The sequence below is a fragment of the Phytohabitans rumicis genome, from assembly GCF_011764445.1.
Lineage (GTDB): Bacteria > Actinomycetota > Actinomycetes > Mycobacteriales > Micromonosporaceae > Phytohabitans > Phytohabitans rumicis.
The window spans coordinates 9,403,394-9,418,822 of the sequence record NZ_BLPG01000001.1 but is presented as its reverse complement, the minus strand read 5'-3'; the positions used below and the strand labels follow the sequence as shown (position 1 = coordinate 9,418,822).

Sequence of the window (15,429 nt, the reverse complement as noted above, 5' to 3'; positions counted from 1 at the left end):
GGCTCTTCGCAAGACAAGCTTCACGAGATCAGGAGTGACCATGACCGGCTCTGCCACCCAGGGGATCAAGACCGTGCTGCATCCCGTTTCCGACCTGGCTAAGGCCAAGGAGGTGTACGCGGCGCTGCTCGGCGCCTCGCCACAGACCGACTCGTCCTACTATGTCGGCTTCGAGGTCGAGGGTCAGCAGATCGGCCTGGTGCCGGGCGGCGGGCCGCAGGGCATGACCTCGCCGGTGGCCTACTGGCACGTTCCGGACATCGAGGTGAAGCTCGCCGAGGTGACGGCCGCGGGCGCCACCGTGAAGGAGCCCGTGCGGGATGTCGGCGGCGGCCGCCTGGTGGCCACCGTCACCGACCCCGACGGCAACGTCCTCGGACTGCTGCAGGACCGATAGCCAACTCGTAGGACCCGGAGGAGAGGAACCCCGCCATGAAGGACAAGACGTACGACGGATTCACCGCTGAGGAGCGGGACGCGATGAAAGAGCGCGCCCGGGAGCTGAAGGCGACGTCCCGCCGCGGCGCGCGCGCGGCCAACGCGGACGGCGAAAGCGAGGTACTCGCGAAGATCGCCGAGATGCCGGAGTCGGACCGCGCCCTCGGCGAGCGCCTGCACGCCATCATCAAGGCCAACGCGCCAACGCTCACGCCGAAACTCTGGTACGGGATGCCCGCGTACGCCAAGGACGGCAAGGTCGTCTGCTTCTTCCAGAGCGCGCAGAAGTTCAAGACGAGGTACGCGACGCTGGGTTTCAGTGACGTGGCGACCCTCGACGACGGCGCCATGTGGCCGAACTCCTTCGCGCTGACCCGGTTGACGCCCGCCGACGAGGCGAGAATCGGCGCGCTCGTGAAGCAGGCGACGAGCTGAGGTCGATATTTGCTTGAGGTCGGCACGGCGCCCCGGCTACGGTCCTGGCTGCGATATCGACAGGACCTCACCATGGACAGCCTCACTTCGACCTCGCCCCGGAACCTGTGGCGGCAGCGCGACTTCCAACTGCTGATCGGCGGGCGGCTGGTCTCGCAGCTGGGTGACCAGCTTCAGTTCCTCGCACTGCCTCTTCTCGTGGTGACGCTGACCGGGTCCGCCATCGAGGCCGGTGTCATTCTCGGTCTGCAGACCGTGCTCTACCTGGTCTTCGGGCCGGTGGCCGGCGCGCTGGCCGACCGGTGGGATCGCAAGAGCACGATGATCTGGTGCGAGGTCGGCCGCGGGGCGCTGACCGCCACCGTCCCCATCGCCGCGGCGTTCGGCGCGCTGGGTATGCCGCAGCTGTACCTCGTCGCGGTGCTGAACGGGGTGCTCAGCACCCTGTTCGGGGCGGCGAACAGCTCCGCGTTGCCGAACATCGTCACCAAGACCGACCTGCCCGCCGCGCTGGGGACGGTCGGGGCGATGTCCAACGCGCTACGCATCCTCGGCGGCACCGTGGCGGGCCTCGCCTACGCCGTGGGCCGCACGTTCCCGTTCGCGTTCAACGCCGCCTCGTTCCTGGCGTCGGCCGCGGCCCTGCGGGCCATCCGCGCCGACTTCCAGCAGGAGCGGGCCACGGCGTCAGCCTCGCCGCGCGTACTGGTGGCCGACATCGGTCACGGCCTGGCCTGGCTGTGGCGCAGGCCGGTGATCCGGACGCTGGCCGTGATCGACGCGGCGGACAGCCTGCGGTACGGCGCCGGCTACCTGCTGATCATCATGCTGGCCCAGCGCCTGGACGCGAACCCCACCCAGGTCGGGATCGTGTTCACCGGCGCCGGTGCCGGCGCGCTCCTCGGCAGCCTGCTGGCACCGGCGCTCACCCGCCGGTTTCCCCTCGGGGCGCTGTCCATCACGATGCTGTGGGTCGAAGCGTTGGCCTTTCCGTTCTACGCGGTGGCGCCGACGTGGTGGCTGCTTCTGGTCGTGGCGTTCGCGGAGTCGGTGGTCTCGCCGATCTACAACGTCGCCCTCGACTCCTACCGGCTCGCCGTCACCCCCGACGCGCTGCGGGGCAGGGTCACCAGCGCGATCGACGCCCTCACCACCGGGAGCGCGGCGATAGGGGCCCTGGTCAGTGGCGCCTTGATCGCCGTGCTCGGGGCGCCGGCACTGACCCTCGTCCTGGCCGGATGGCTCGCCGTCCTCGCGCTCGCGGCGACGCTGAGCCGAACCGTCCGCACCGCGACGTCAACGACCTCACCGGACCTGACCGCTTAGGGCCGGATGCCGGTCAGGGTCTGCATGGCGTGGCGTTCCCGGTCCGCGAGCTCGGTGAGGATCGCCGAGGCGCGGGTCAGGTGGTCCGGGTCGCCGGTCTCGCCGGCTGCCGTGATGTGGCCGGCGACCTCGGTCCACAGCGGAGCGATCTCGGCGTACAACCGGTGGCCGAGGCGGAGGTTGTCGTCGTCGACGATGGTGGCGCATTCGGCGAGGAAGTCGCGGTACATGGCGCGGAACAGGGCGCCGCCGGTCCCGCCGCGTTCCATCAGTGACGCGGCCAGCGGGAGGTCGCGGGACGGGTCGCTGGAGCGGTCGAGCCACCGCGCCACCCGTCCGGCCGCCTTGCCGATGCCGCGGTGGCCGAGGTTGGCGATGGGTGGGTTGAGGAACGCGTGCGCGTTGTCGCGGATGGCCGCCCGGATGGCGTCGCCCAGGTCGGGCCGGCCGGCGGGGGCGGCGATGGTGTAGGAGAGGTTGCGGGCGGCCATCGGTCCGCGCTCGTTGCGGGCCCGTTCCAGGCTCGTCAGCGTGGTCGTCACGGTGCCGCCCTGCTGGGCGGTGTCGACCAGGTAGGCGTGGGTGTCGTCGTAGCCGTACATCGCGGCGAAGTGGCCCCGAAGTGGACCTTGGTGGTGAAGTAGTCCAGGTGGTAGGAGTCCAGTTGCAGGCCGACCGGGCGTCCGGCGGTGAGGGCGGCGGCGACGTTGCGCCAGGCGGTACGGGTCGAGGCGGTCTCCTGGATGTGCAGCGCCAGGCCGAGCCGGTCGGCCACGGTACGGGTGATCGCGGTCGGCTTGGTGCGGCCGCCGAGGAACGGAAAGTCCATGTTCTTGGCGTCCCAGTAGACGAAGCCCAGACCCTCACCGAGGCCGAACAGCATAGGCTCGGACAGGTCAAGCCCCTCGTGACGCAGCAGAGCGCCGAGCGTGGTGGTCTCGCAGTGCTGACCGGCGGGGAACGAGACGTTCTCGATGATCATTCGATGAGGGTAGACAGATGGAAGTCGCCGTCGCGGCGGTACGCCTCGGCGAACGCGTACCGGCCGTGGTGTCCGGCTCCGTGGTAGATGTGCGCGGCCCTGTCGAGCACCTCGTGCAGGGCGCGGCCGCGCTCGTAGGGGTCGGCGATGTTGGCGTAGCCGGGCACGAGCGCGCCGAGGTCGGCCGGGCTGAGCTGGTTTTCCCAGTGCGCGGCGGAGAACTCCAGCTGCGTGCGCAGGGCGTTCATGGCGGCGACCTTGACCGGCCAGTACGGGGCGACGTCGACCACGCAGTTGGGGCGGGACGGGGTCATGTAGTAGACGGTCGGCACCGGGTGGGGCGGCAGGCCGTCCTCGGCGGCGTACCCGCGACCGGCCAGGCCGAGCGCCTCGAGGATCAGCGTCATGGCCGGGCGGCGGTCCGGGTCGAGGTCGGTCAGCGACTGCTCGGGGTCCTGGGTGATGACGATCGACGGGCGCACCGTGCGGATCACCCGGACCAGGGCGCGTTTGTGGGCCTCGTCGGCGGCGACGTGACCCTGCTGGAAGCCGAGAAAATACACCGGTACGCCGAGGATCTCGGCCGCGGCTCCGACGTCGGCGCGCATCAGCTCGTCGCAGACCAGCAGCGCCGCCTGCGAGCTGCCACCCGCGGCGGTGTTCGCGGCCAGCGCGCCGCCGCAGTCGACCAGCTCCGTGCCGTAGACGCCGATCAGCAGGACCCTGCTGCCCATCACACGCTCCTTCGCACCGCACAGCGATCTTGGAGGCCAAAGATAGGGTAACTTCCGGCTTCGCGCTCGGCGCCGCATCGATCAGAGGACAGAGACCATGAGTACGAGCACCGTCGCCCTGCCGACCACCGCCGACCTGCGGGAGCGCGCTCTCGACGCGCTCCTGCGCTGTGGTGTCAGGCCCGAGGCGACCTGGGCGCCCGGCACCGGCCCCGCCGGCTCGCTGACCGCCCGTACTCCCATCACCGGCGGCGACCTGCGCGACGTGGCCGCGGCCGGCACGGCCGACATCGACGCCGCCGTCGCTGCCGCCCACGACGCGTTCGGGATCTGGCGGAAGGTGCCGGCACCATTACGCGGTGTGCTGGTCCGCCGGCTCGCCGAACTGCTCCGCGACCATCGCCAGGAGCTCGCCGACCTCGTCACGGTGGAGGCCGGCAAGATCCGCTCGGAGGCGCTCGGCGAGGTGCAGGAAATGATCGACGTGTGCGAGTTCGCGGTTGGCCTGTCACGCCAGCTGTACGGCCGCACCATGCCGTCCGAACGCCCCGGCCACCGGATGATGGAGACCTGGCATCCACTCGGTGTCGTCGGCCTGATCACCGCCTTCAACTTCCCGGTCGCCGTCTGGGCATGGAACACCGCCATCGCGTTGGTCTGCGGCGACACGGTGGTCTGGAAGCCGTCCGAGCTGACCCCGCTCACCGCCTTGGCCTGCACCGCACTGCTGGAGCGGGCAGCGGCCGACAGCGGTGCGCCACACGACGTTCACCGGCTGGTGCTGGGTGACGGCGTGGTGGGCCAACACATCGTCGACTCGCCCCGGATCGCCCTGGTCAGCGCCACCGGCTCGACCCGGATGGGGCGGTCGGTCGGCCCGCGTGTCGCGGCCCGGTTCGGCCGCAGCATCCTGGAACTCGGCGGCAACAACGCGGCGGTGGTCACCGGCTCCGCCGACCTGGACCTCACCGCCCAGTCGATCGTCTTCGCCGCCGCCGGCACGGCCGGCCAACGGTGCACGACGCTGCGCCGGCTGATCGTGCACGCGGACGTCGCGGACGCGTTGACCGAGAAGCTCCGCGTCGCCTACGGCGCGCTGCCCATCGGTGATCCGTTCGCCGGGCAGACCTTGGTCGGTCCGCTGATCAACGCCGATTCCTACCAGCGGCAGCGCGCGGCCCTCGACCAGGCGCGCCGGGATGGCGGTGAGGTGCTCGCCGGCGGCAGCCGACGGCTCGCCGACACGGCCGCGGACGCCTACTACGTCGAGCCGGCACTGGTCCGCATGCCGGCACAGACCGACGTGGTACGCGAGGAGACGTTCGCGCCGATCCTGTACGTGCTCACCTACCACGAGCTGGACGAGGCGATTGCGCTGCACAACGCCGTACCGCAGGGATTGTCCTCGTCGATCTTCACCCGGGACCAGGCGGAGGCCGAGCGGTTCCTCGCCGCGGACGGCTCGGACTGCGGCATCGCGAACGTCAACATCGGTACGTCCGGGGCCGAGATCGGCGGCGCGTTCGGCGGAGAGAAGGAGACCGGCGGCGGCCGGGAGTCCGGCTCCGACGCGTGGCGGGCGTACATGCGCCGGGCCACGAACACCGTCAACTACTCCGGCGAACTGCGGCTGGCTCAGAACGTCAGCTTCACCGGTTGACCCGAGACGCTTTCGTATGACTTCGCTCTGACACGGATAGGGGGACACGTATTCTGCGAACATGGACGCCGGCGCCCGCAGTAGCAGCGATAAATGGTCGCCGACGCGGTCGAAGTCTCGGCGGAAACAGAGGTCGCCAGGAAGAAACCCACCACCCCACTGGCCGAAACAGCCCGGCGGAAACTGGCCGCAGATTTCTGCCACGGTTTCGGCGATAACCGCGCTGGTAGCCCTCGCCTTCACCGGTTTGTCGTTCATGACGACACGCGACCAGATCCGCATCGCGGTGAACGGTCAGATGGCGGACCGGTTCACCACCGCGACCAGCCAACTCGCCAGCGACGAACTGGAGATCAGGCTGGGTGCCATCCACGCGTTGGGTCGCATCGCCCACGACTCGTCGTACGATCACCCAGCCGTCATGGAGATGCTGGCCACCTTCGTGCAAACTCATGCCCCGCTTGTCCGGCGACCGGGCCGGGCACCGTTGTGCACGCGCGGGGAGGTCCCCACCGACGTGGTCATGGCGCTGTCCGCCATCGGCCACCGCAATCCCCTGCACGACGGGTCACGGGTCATTGATCTGCACGGCACCTGTCTGAACTTCCTCGACCTCGACGGGGCCGATCTCAGTTGCGTCAACCTGAGCGGCGCCCACCTGGAAAACGCCATCCTGGAAAATACGATCCTCACCGGTGCGCTACTCGGATCCGCGCGCCTGACCGGCGCGAATTTTCTCGCGGGCCGCCTTGACCATGCGTTCCTCGGCGGCGCCATCGTCGACGGCGAGCAGGGGCCCGCGATCTTCCAAGGAGCCAACCTGGTGGGCGCGCACCTTACCGGGACGCACTTCACCGGCGTCGATCTGACAAACGCGAATCTCGACCGGGCTTTGCTGGCCGGGTCGACATTTGCCGGCGCGGACCTCACCGGGGCGAGCCTTGGCACGTACCTGCGCGACTCGGACCTTACCGGCGCGATTGGTGTCGACCTATCAAAACAACTTTCCAATCCCCCGTGCCGAAGCCGGTGCCCTGCTCTTGACGGGTGAAGCTACCAAACGCCGGCCGCTCCACGGTGGACTTCAAGGAACTCAACCCGGGTCCGCCAGGCCCGTGCAAGCCTGGTCCCATGACATACACCGCTAACTCTTCGAGCCACGATGACCCGCCCTTCGACGACTTCCAAGTGAAGGGCAGCGGCGAGGAATGCCCGACGTCGGGCTACTGGGTACGGGTCGGTTCCGGCGGAAACGATCGGAGGTTCCTCAACGCGGGCGACGAATTCCCAGATTTCGATGGCAAACCCGCCAAGTGGCAGGGCGCGTACTCGAGTTAAGACCTAGCCCAGCCGCCACATGGTCAGCGTCCCGGCGCCGCTGCGGCAGGCCAGCAGCCGCTCGGACGTGACGCAGGAGTCGGCGGCGACCACCGCTTCCGCCAAGGGGTAGACCCGCTGGGACGCCAGCTCCACCGCCACGATCTGGGTCCGGCCGTCGACCCGCCAGCGGGTGGCCACCTGCCGGCCCGCCGCGGGCGCCCCGACGCCGGTCCAGCCGGCCAGCTCCAGCACGGGCCGCCCGGTGACGGGGTCGACCAGCGTCACGGCGGGTGCGGCGGGGTTGAAGGCGTGCAGCACGAGTGGCTGCCCCGGGGCGTTCGGCGCGCCGGGCCGCTGCCAGCGGACCTGCCCGTCGGCCGGGTCCACGGCGGCGGTGCCCTCCCCGTCCGTGACGCACAGCCAGGGGCCGCAGCGGCCCAGCAGCAGCCCGTTCAGCGGCGCGGCGACCCGCCAGCGCGGCCGCAGCGTGGCCCAGTCGTACATGACCAGCTCCACGCGGGCGTCGTCGAAGGCGCGCAGCAGCAGGCCGTCGTCCGTGCCGTACGCGTCCGTCGCCTGGGGCGTGTCGGGCAGCGGCCGGCTCCGCCGGGTGGCGGCGTCGAGCAGCACCGTGCGGCCGGCCGCATCGCGCTGGAGCAGGCCCGCCAGGGCACCGTCGGCCGCGCCCACCGGCGTCAGCGTCGCGCCGTCGGGACGGGCGCCCCACAGCCAAACCTCCTGCCCGGTGGCCAGCTCCAGCAGCCGGTACGAGAACGGTCCCGGGACGGCCGCCGGATCGTCCGCGAGCACGACCAGCCCGGCCGCCCGGTCGATCAGCCGGACGGTACCGTCCCGGCGCCAGCGCGGCACGCCGGTGGCGGCCTCGACCACGGCGGTGAACACCCTGCGAGGGCCGGTGTCCGCGACCACGCCCTGCAGCAGGACCAGGTCGCCGACGGCGTCGGCTACCAGCCTGTCCGCCTCGCCGAGGGGGGCGCTCCAGCGCTGCCCGCCGCCGGCGGGGTGCGCCGTCACGACGCCGCCGGGCCGAGCCAGGTAGAGCGTGTCGCCGGCCGCGGCCATCCCGCCGAGGGGGACGCCGTCGAGCACCACCGGCCGGTCCCAGGGGCGCTCCACCGGCACGGCGGCGCCGCCCAGCAGCAGAAGCAGCGCGGCAACGGCCGCGACCACCCCTGGCCAGCGGTGCCACGGCCGGTACCGCGCGGTGGGCGCCGCGGCGGACACGACGTCGAGGTCGATCACGGACACCGGTGGCTACTTGTCGGCTTGCTTGTCCAGGTGGACCAACACCACGCCTGGTTTCAACTCCTCCCGGCGAACCTCGGTGTATCCGTGCCGCTCGTACAGCCGGATGTTGGCGCGGCTGAGATGCCCGGTGAACAGCGTGTAGCGGTCGACGTCGCCGGCGGCCTCGCGCTCCAGAGCGGTCAGCAACCGGGTGCCGATGCCATGGCCCTGAAGATCTGGCGCAACCGTGAGTCGCCCGATGTGCAGGACCGATCCGTCGAGGCGGCCGCGGACCGCGCCGACGATGCGATGCCTCATCGTCGCCTTCAGCGCCAGGCTTGAGCTGAGCTCAGCCGCCAACTCCTCGTACGTCTGCGTGAGGGCGGGCAGCGAGGCATCGCTGTAGAGCTGCGCCTCGGTGACGTACGCGGCTCGCTGCAGGGTGAGGATCTCGCCCACGTCCGCGGTGTCCACGGGAGAAATCAGGGTGTCGGCCACCAGCCGAGGGTAGAAGATCTGCGCAGTAGTTGGATCTAGAGACGTTTTGGGTTTGGGGTCAGGCGGCGTCTTGGGGTTTGTCCGAGCAGATCTAGACGAGAAATGGTTCGGAGCTAACCATTTCTCGTCTAGATCCATGGATCGCCTAGGGTGCGAGGAGCACGTCGACGTAGTCGACGTCGACAACGCCGGGCTGTGTGGCCTTGGCGAACGTCAGTGTGGAGGTGCCGGCCGGCAGGTCGACGACCGCGGTCGTTTGGCGGATCATCTGCCGGAACTGGGTCGGGTCGTACCAGACCGGCTGCCACGGGCCGTCGTCTACGCGCAGGAGGTGTCCGGCCTTGATCTGGGCCCGCCGTTCCTCCTCGGTGCCGGCGGTCGAGTAGCCGATCTTCAGCCGGTACCGCCCGGCGGACGGCACGGTCACCGGTACGCGCAGGGTGCTGTCCGGCTGGCTGAGGTTGGCGACGTACGCGTCCCCGGACACGTAGGGGGCGAAGAAGTTGCCCTCGCCCATGTCCACGGTGACGAGGTTGGCGCCCGACCACTGGCCGTGCTCGGCCTCGACGCGGGTCCGGAACGGGGTCACGTCGATGTGGTCGACGCCGACCGTGCCGGGTCCGAGCCGGAGGCTGATCCGGTTGCGGCCGCGGGTGAGGTCGGCGTGCAGGCGGTTGGTCGAGAACGGCGCCGCCGTCGCGGTGGGTGGCAGGTCGATCGTCTGCCGCCGTCCGTTCACCGTCACCACGCCGTGGACCGGCGCCCCGGTCGGGTTGGTGTAGCGCAGGTCGAGGGCGTACGCGCCGGCCGTGGGTGCCGTGACGGTGAAGTCGAGGCGGTTCGCCCGCACGTACCGGTTCTCGGACGCGAGCGGGTCGGCCACCACCGCCGACCGGCCAGCGGCGGCCTCGGCCTCGTACCGCCGGACCGGTCCCGGGAAGCGTGGTGCCTGCCGCTCGGGTCGGATGACCGCCAGGTACGCGGCGGAGTCCTCGATGCCCGAGACCGGGACCGAGATGGCGCCCTCGTGGACCCGGTACGTGCCCTCGAACAGGGGCGCCGGGCCGTCGGAGACGCCGTCGGTGCCGGTCCACTCGGTGGCGAAGATCTGGACGTTGGCCTTGCCGCCGAAGTGCGGGAGCGCGGCGAGGCCGGCGACCTTGAGCTGGATGTCGCCGTCGCCGCCGCCGAAGATGACCCGGACGGTCCGGGTGCTCGGGTCGGCGCTGGCCAGGCCGTCCAGTTGGGGTACGCGCGGTACGTCGACGCGGGTGGTGACCGTGGCGTGCCGCTCGTTGCCGGAGGAGTCGGCCGCGGTGGTGCCCGCGGTCTCGTCGAAGTGGTACGCGGCGACGTTGCCGTTGCCGGGAGCGCTCAGCAGCGCCCCGAGTTCGGCCGGTGCGAGGGCGCGGTCGTAGATGTGGAAATCGTCCACTGTGGCGTCCAAAAGCGGGTCGGCGTACTGCGAGCGGCCGATCCAGTTGTTGGCGGTGTCGCCGCCGTTGAGGTCGGACGGGCTCAGGGTGAGGTTCGGGTTGGTGCCGACCGGCTCGCCGTTGACGTACAGGGTGCCGGTGGTGGCGGACTTCGTCACCGCGACGTGGGTCCATCCGGTGGGCAGCGGTGCGGTGCCGTCGATCCGCTGCTCCGCCCCGCCTCCGCCGTTGGTGATGGCGAACCGGACGGTGTTGCTGCCTGACTGGGGGTCAGGAACATGTTCACGCCCTGGCCGGTGCCGAAGTCGAAGATCCTCGACCAGGTGGCCGGCGAGCTGATGTTCACCCAGGTGGCGACGGTGAAGTCGGTGAGGCCGCGCAGCACGCCGGGCGGCATGGCGACGTACCGGTTGGCGTCCGTGCCGTTGAGCTTGATGGCGTTGCCGAACCCGGCCCGGCCGGGGACCCTTGTGGACGGTGCGGGCACCGGGTCTCCGACCTGGATGTACCGGCCGGCCCGCGCGGGCGGTGTGGTCTCGACCATGTTTCCGGTCATGTCGCCGTACCACTTGAACACCCAGTAGTTGCCGGTCGGCTGCGCCTCGTACGCCGGGCCGGACCCGCCGCCGACGGGCACCAGCAGGTCCGAGAGCCGGCCCGGCTTGTGCCAGAAGGCCAGGTTGGCGGTGTCCACTTTGGCGCGTTCGAGGCGGGCCACATGCCGGGTCAGCCACCCTGGCACGCCGGCGTCGCGCGGCGCCGCGTACTCGTTGATGCTGATCGGCAGCGGGCCGACGCCCAGCTCCCGCTCGAGTTCGCGGTAGCGCTGGACGCGGGCCTCGATGTCGACGCCCCGGTCGGTGCCCAGTTCATGCCAGGAGATGATGTCCGGCACGGTGCCGGACGCGACCGCCGCGGTGAGGAACTGCCGCATGCCGTTCTCGTAGTCCCGGTCGTGGCTGGGGCCGATGATGGGCGTGTGCGGGTCGAGGCTGCGGATGAGCCGGTAGGTGCGGGCCCACATCTCGTCGAAGCTGCCCCAGGCCGCGTTCCAGGTCCACTGTGGCTCGTTCCAGATCTCGTAGCCGTAGATGTTGTCGGCACCCGACGCGAGCGTGTCGCGCACGATCCTGTCGACCTGGGCGTACCAGTAGTCGTCGCCCTGCCACTGGTACGGGAACGTGGGGAAGATGTCGGGCAGGCGGATGGTGACGGTGGCGCCGTTGCGCTTGGCCGCCTGCCACACCTTGAGGGTGTCGCCGACCGGCGCCGGCTCCCCGTTGGGTCGGTGGGTCGCGCCGGGTGGCGGTTGGGTGAACATCGTCGGCCGGGTCGGTGCGATCCACCGGTCCGCCGGCCAGCCCTCGTCGGCCAGGCCGTAGAGGCCGCCGGACGCGGCGTGGTCGACCGGCTTGAACGGCTTGGAAACGTCGACGGCCAGCACCAGCGGCGCCCGGTCCGCCGCGGCCGCGGCGGCCTGGCCGGGAACGGCGAGGCCGGCCGCGACGGTGATCAGTGTGCTCGCGGAGGCGGCGATGCGCTTCACGGCAGGCCCCCTCACGTGAGTTGGATGTAGTCGAGCTCGGCGTACCCGGTGCCGCCGCCGAAGAACGGCGAACCCTTGGCGAGCCGGATGACGTTGTATCCGGCGCGCAGGTTCACGGTGGTGCTCACCGTGCTGCCGAACTGGCCCCAACCGGCCGTGGGCGGATAGCTGACGGTGGACCAGCCGCCACCGTTGTACGCCAACCCCTGTGTCGACGTGGCCCCCGTGCCGTTGGCGTACCCGATCGCCATGGTGTATGTCCGGGCGGTGGGCACGTTGACGATGAAGTCGACGTAGCTGTGGGTGCGGAAGTCGGTGCTGTTGTCGATCCTGCCCACGTACCCGCCGCTGGAGGCGCTGGCGGCGCTGAGCCGTTGGGCGTGGAAGACGGCCGCGTTCTCCGCCTCGTACCGCTGCTGGTAGCTCGGCACGCCGCTGGTCGGCTCGACCACGATGTGGTAGGCGCGGCCGGCGTCCATGTTGGGCACGCTGACGCTCACGGCGCCGCCGCTGACGGTCGCGGTGGTGTCCGAGTGCGCGGTCGGTGCGGTCACCGCGGTGAACCGGCCGGAGTTCGGCGTCGACTCCAGGCGCACCCGCACGGTGCCGCCCAGCGCGCCGAGGCCGGTCAGGCGCACGGTGTTGGTGCCGGACTCGTTGCCGAAGATGACGTGCACCTGCCGGCGGGTGGGGTCGTAGGACGCGAATCCATCGATCCCGCTCTGCGTCTGTGGCGTGGTGGTGACCATGTTGCCGGCCATGTCGCCGTACCACTTGTAGAGCCACCAACTGCCGGTGGGCTGGCTGTTGTTGACGACGAGTCCGTTGACGGTGCCGTACTCGTACCAGAAGGCGCGGTTGGCCATCTCGACGCCGGCCCGTTCCAGCTTGGCGATGTAGCTGGTCGCCCGGCCGGGCACGTCGATCTCGTCGGTCCAGCCGTACTCGTTGATGGAGATGGGACGCGGGCTGATGCCCAGCTCCGACTCCAGCGCCCGGTACGCCGACACGTGCGCGGCGACCTGCGCCGAGGTGCCGGGCAGCTCGTGCCAGCAGACGATGTCCGGCAGCGTGTTGGTGTTGCGGGCGTGGGTCAGGAACGAGCGCATCCAGGTCACGTTCCAGCCGGTGATGCTCGGGCCCAGGATCGGGGTGAGGGCGTCACGCGAGCGGACCCGCTGGTGGGTGCGCACCCAGCCGTCGGTGAAGCTGCCGGCGGCCCCGGTGTTCCAGGTGTAGTCGGGCTCGTTCCACAGCTCGTAAGCCTCCACATTGCTCACCGTGGTGGCGGCCATCCGCGCGTTCACCATGGTGTCCACCTTGGACAACCAGTCGTTCCAGCTGACCCACTGGTAGGGGAAGTTCGGGTAGATGTCGGGCAGCCGGATCACCATGCCGGCGCCGGTGCGGATCGCCTGCTGCGCGACCAGCAGCGCGTCGCCGCCGGGCGGCTGGCCGTTCGGGCGCTGCTGCACGCCGGGCGGCGGCTGCACGATGTTGCGCATCCTGATCGGCAGGAGCATCGAGTCGGGGGGCCGGTTGTTCTCGGCGAGGGCGTACAGCCCGCCGGAGGCGACGCGGGTCACCGGCCTGAACGGCGAGCCGACGTTGACGGTGAGGGTGGAGTTCGCGGCGTAGGCCGTGTTGGTGATGGCGACGCTGGCACCGGTGGCGGCCAGCGCGATGGCCGCCACCGCGGCGCGGGCGAGTCGTCTGTGCACGTGACACCTCTCGTGGGGGTTGGGGTGACGTGTGACGGGATTGGGGTTACGGGGTGGCGTCGGTCGGGATCCAGACGCGCATGGGGCCTTCGACGCGGTTGCCCCACAGGAAGTACGGGATCGCGGTGAGGGCGACCGGCCGGCCGGGCGAGACCTCGCGGGACTCGCCGTACAACGGCGGTGTCGACGGCGGCCGGGCGAGCCCGGTCGCCGTCAGGGCGACCACGCCGTCGGGCAGGTCGCCGACGGTCGACGGCCGCACCGCGGCTGAGGTGTCCACCCGCACGTCCGCCAGCGGAATCCCCGCGGGCAGATCGGCCTGCTCGACGCAGTAGACGAGCGGCCCTCGGGCGAGGGCGACGCAGCCGCGCACGGCGTCGACGTACGGGTGGGCGGTGACCAGGCGCGGGGCATGTCCAGGTCGAGGACGACGGTGCTGGTGGTGGGCCATGCCCGGCTGATCCGGGCGTACCCGGCCCGCACCGGGGCGGTGACCGGCGCGCCGTCGACCGTCAGCGTGAACGACGTACACCACGCCGGGATGCGCAGTGCCAGGGTCCATTCCCGCGGGGCCTGCGCGGGTTGCGTGGTGACCGTCATCCGGACCTGTCCCTGCCACGGATAGCCGGTCACCACGGCCAGGCCGACCGCGGTGTCGCCGACCCGGGCGCTCACCATGCCCGAGCCGTACAGGTGGACCTGCAGACCGTCCGCGTCGGTGGTGGCGAGGTAGGACTGCAGCGAGGCCATCAGCCGGGCCAGGTTCGGTGGGCAGCAGGCGCACGAGTACCACGGTTGGCGGCGGTCGGGCGCGTGGTCGTTGGCCGAGTCGTGGTCGGCGCGGCGTTGCAACGGGTTGGCGTAGAAGAAATGCCGGCCGTCGGTGGCGATGGCCGCGGCGATGGCGTTGTAGAGGGCGGTCTCCATCGCGTCGGCGTACCGGCCGGTGCCGGTGGCCAGCAGCATCCGCCAGTTCCACTGGAAGCTGGCGATCGCGCCGCAGGTCTCCGCGTACGCCCGCTCCGGCGGCAGCTCGTACGCGTTGCCGAACGCCTCGTCGCGGTGCCGGGCGCCCTGTCCGCCGGTGATGTACGTCTTCGTGCCGTGCGCGTCCTCCCACAGGCGTTCCGCGGCGCTGATCAGCTCGGGGTCGCCGGTCTCCACGGCCACGTCGACCGCGCCGGCCAGCAGGTACCACTGGCGCACGACATGTCCGGTGGCGGTGCTCGCCTCCCGGACGGGCACGTGGTCCTGCCAGTACGCCGGCCCGAACCGCCCGTGGCCGCCCAGTCCCTGTCCGCGCAGGTCGATGAAGCGGCGCGCGGTGTCCAGGTACGGGCGGTGGCCGGTGAGCCGGTACAGCTCCACGAGCGCCGTCTCGATCTGCGCGTGGCCGCACACGGCCGGCACGCCACCGGGCCCGTACCGGGCCACGATCAGGTCCGCGAAGCGGCGGGCCACGCCCGGCAGCCGCTCCCCCACGCCGACCCGCGCCGCCGCCACGGCGGCCTGGATCAGGTGTCCGGCGCAGTACAGCTCGTGGCTCCAGTCCAGTTCGCGCCAGCGCAGCTCCGGTTTCTCGGTGGTGAAGTAGGTGTTGAGGTAGCCGTCGTCGTCCTGGACCTTCGCCAGCAGCTCGGCGGTGCTCTCGACGAACTCCCGCAGCCGGGGGTCGGCGTCCGGGTGGGCCAGTTCCCAGGCCGCCGCCTCCAGGGTCTTGTAGATGTCGGAGTCGGCGAACCACATCGGCGTGTGCTCACGGTCGGTGAGCCCGAGGACCCGGCGCACGTTGTCCAGCGCGCCGGCCTCCTCCAGCTGCGCGACGCAGTGCGGCAGGGTGGCCGTGGCGTTGCGCCGCTGCCAGGCGCCGAGCAGGCCGCCGGCGTTCAGCCGAACGCCGTCGACGTCCAGCGGCCGCAGGGCGCCGTCCGTGGGGGCCACCGGCCCAGTACGTGGTGTCATCCCTTGAGCGCTCCCGAGGCAGCGAGGAAAACAAGGCAACCGGTTTCCGACAGGTTAAGGACCAGGCGTTCGACACGTCAAGACTGATGTCGATGCATAATCCATCGACGTGATCTGTTGACG

The 15,429-nt window shown here is 70.8% G+C and carries 14 protein-coding genes and 1 pseudogene; 5 read left to right on the top strand and 10 right to left on the bottom strand.

Translation table 11 applies throughout. From position 1 onward, the window contains the following. Window positions 1–40: 40 nt before the first annotated feature. The 3 genes from Prum_RS42645 to Prum_RS42635 all read left to right on the top strand — a co-directional run bounded on the left by Prum_RS42645 (window position 41) and on the right by Prum_RS42635 (window position 2,199). Window positions 41–397, top strand: a complete 357-nt coding sequence (locus tag Prum_RS42645; RefSeq protein WP_173082971.1) for a VOC family protein — start codon at window positions 41–43, stop codon at window positions 395–397. Between the two features lie 35 nt (window positions 398–432). Next, window positions 433–873 (top strand): iron chaperone, encoded by a 441-nt coding sequence (locus Prum_RS42640; protein ID WP_173082969.1) that lies wholly within the window; start codon window positions 433–435, stop codon window positions 871–873. Window positions 874–945: 72 nt separating this feature from the next. Further along, window positions 946–2,199 carry an MFS transporter gene (locus tag Prum_RS42635; protein ID WP_173082967.1) on the top strand — a complete coding sequence of 418 codons (1,254 nt, stop codon included), beginning with the start codon at window positions 946–948 and terminating at the stop codon, window positions 2,197–2,199. On the opposite strand, the gene Prum_RS52960 is transcribed toward Prum_RS42635, so the two are convergent. The 3 genes from Prum_RS52960 to Prum_RS42625 are packed head-to-tail and all read right to left on the bottom strand — an operon-like array spanning window position 2,196 to window position 3,915. Further along, complete coding sequence (locus Prum_RS52960; protein WP_246278481.1) at window positions 2,196–2,801, bottom strand: DUF4872 domain-containing protein; 606 nt, start codon at window positions 2,799–2,801, stop codon at window positions 2,196–2,198. The genes Prum_RS42635 and Prum_RS52960 overlap by 4 nt on opposite strands. Next, a complete protein-coding gene (locus Prum_RS52955; protein WP_246278480.1) occupies window positions 2,738–3,181 on the bottom strand; it encodes a BtrH N-terminal domain-containing protein in 444 nt (147 codons plus the stop codon). The genes Prum_RS52960 and Prum_RS52955 overlap by 64 nt, the downstream gene beginning before the upstream one ends. Then, entirely contained in the window at window positions 3,178–3,915 is a 738-nt protein-coding gene (locus Prum_RS42625; RefSeq protein ID WP_173082965.1) for a PIG-L deacetylase family protein, read from the bottom strand. The genes Prum_RS52955 and Prum_RS42625 overlap by 4 nt, the downstream gene beginning before the upstream one ends. Before the next feature lie 97 nt (window positions 3,916–4,012). Between Prum_RS42625 and amaB the strand changes: the two genes are divergently transcribed. Both amaB and Prum_RS42615 read left to right on the top strand, forming a co-directional pair. Then, window positions 4,013–5,575 carry an L-piperidine-6-carboxylate dehydrogenase gene (gene amaB / locus Prum_RS42620; RefSeq protein ID WP_173082963.1) on the top strand — a complete coding sequence of 521 codons (1,563 nt, stop codon included), beginning with the start codon at window positions 4,013–4,015 and terminating at the stop codon, window positions 5,573–5,575. Between the two features lie 61 nt (window positions 5,576–5,636). Then, window positions 5,637–6,626: a pentapeptide repeat-containing protein gene (locus Prum_RS42615; protein WP_173082961.1), complete on the top strand. Its 990-nt coding sequence runs from the start codon at window positions 5,637–5,639 to the stop codon at window positions 6,624–6,626. Window positions 6,627–6,916: 290 nt separating this feature from the next. Here Prum_RS42615 and Prum_RS42610 read toward each other — a convergent pair whose 3' ends face one another. From Prum_RS42610 to Prum_RS42590, 7 genes and pseudogenes are all read right to left on the bottom strand, one after another. Next, window positions 6,917–8,164, bottom strand: a complete 1,248-nt coding sequence (locus tag Prum_RS42610) for an outer membrane protein assembly factor BamB family protein (RefSeq protein ID WP_173082959.1) — start codon at window positions 8,162–8,164, stop codon at window positions 6,917–6,919. Between the two features lie 6 nt (window positions 8,165–8,170). Further along, entirely contained in the window at window positions 8,171–8,641 is a 471-nt protein-coding gene (locus tag Prum_RS42605) for a GNAT family N-acetyltransferase (protein WP_246278479.1), read from the bottom strand. Between the two features lie 145 nt (window positions 8,642–8,786). Beyond that, window positions 8,787–10,280 (bottom strand): LamG-like jellyroll fold domain-containing protein, encoded by a 1,494-nt coding sequence (locus Prum_RS42600; RefSeq protein ID WP_246278710.1) that lies wholly within the window; start codon window positions 10,278–10,280, stop codon window positions 8,787–8,789. Further along, window positions 10,232–11,623 (bottom strand): hypothetical protein, encoded by a 1,392-nt coding sequence (locus Prum_RS52950; RefSeq protein ID WP_246278478.1) that lies wholly within the window; start codon window positions 11,621–11,623, stop codon window positions 10,232–10,234. The genes Prum_RS42600 and Prum_RS52950 overlap by 49 nt, the downstream gene beginning before the upstream one ends. A gap of 11 nt (window positions 11,624–11,634) precedes the next feature. Continuing rightward, window positions 11,635–13,344: a carbohydrate-binding protein gene (locus Prum_RS42595; protein WP_246278477.1), complete on the bottom strand. Its 1,710-nt coding sequence runs from the start codon at window positions 13,342–13,344 to the stop codon at window positions 11,635–11,637. A 46-nt stretch (window positions 13,345–13,390) separates the two neighbouring features. Next, window positions 13,391–13,795: a hypothetical protein gene (locus Prum_RS55510; protein WP_371871343.1), complete on the bottom strand. Its 405-nt coding sequence runs from the start codon at window positions 13,793–13,795 to the stop codon at window positions 13,391–13,393. A 20-nt stretch (window positions 13,796–13,815) separates the two neighbouring features. Next, window positions 13,816–15,306: pseudogene (locus Prum_RS42590) on the bottom strand (glycoside hydrolase family 127 protein); the annotation flags it as partial. Window positions 15,307–15,429: the final 123 nt, after the last annotated feature.

Bases quoted from the DNA above. Each gene is read 5' to 3' on its own strand.
- Prum_RS42615 (WP_173082961.1), top strand. From the start codon at position 5,637: ATGGACGCCGGCGCCCGCAGTAGCAGCGATAAATGGTCGCCGACGCGG.
- Prum_RS42640 (WP_173082969.1), top strand. From the start codon at position 433: ATGAAGGACAAGACGTACGACGGATTCACCGCTGAGGAGCGGGACGCG.
- Prum_RS55510 (WP_371871343.1), bottom strand. From the start codon at position 13,795: ATGGCCCACCACCAGCACCGTCGTCCTCGACCTGGACATGCCCCGCGC.
- Prum_RS52960 (WP_246278481.1), bottom strand. From the start codon at position 2,801: ATGTACGGCTACGACGACACCCACGCCTACCTGGTCGACACCGCCCAG.
- Prum_RS42645 (WP_173082971.1), top strand. From the start codon at position 41: ATGACCGGCTCTGCCACCCAGGGGATCAAGACCGTGCTGCATCCCGTT.
- amaB (WP_173082963.1), top strand. From the start codon at position 4,013: ATGAGTACGAGCACCGTCGCCCTGCCGACCACCGCCGACCTGCGGGAG.
- Prum_RS52955 (WP_246278480.1), bottom strand. From the start codon at position 3,181: ATGATCATCGAGAACGTCTCGTTCCCCGCCGGTCAGCACTGCGAGACC.
- Prum_RS42635 (WP_173082967.1), top strand. From the start codon at position 946: ATGGACAGCCTCACTTCGACCTCGCCCCGGAACCTGTGGCGGCAGCGC.
- Prum_RS42625 (WP_173082965.1), bottom strand. From the start codon at position 3,915: ATGGGCAGCAGGGTCCTGCTGATCGGCGTCTACGGCACGGAGCTGGTC.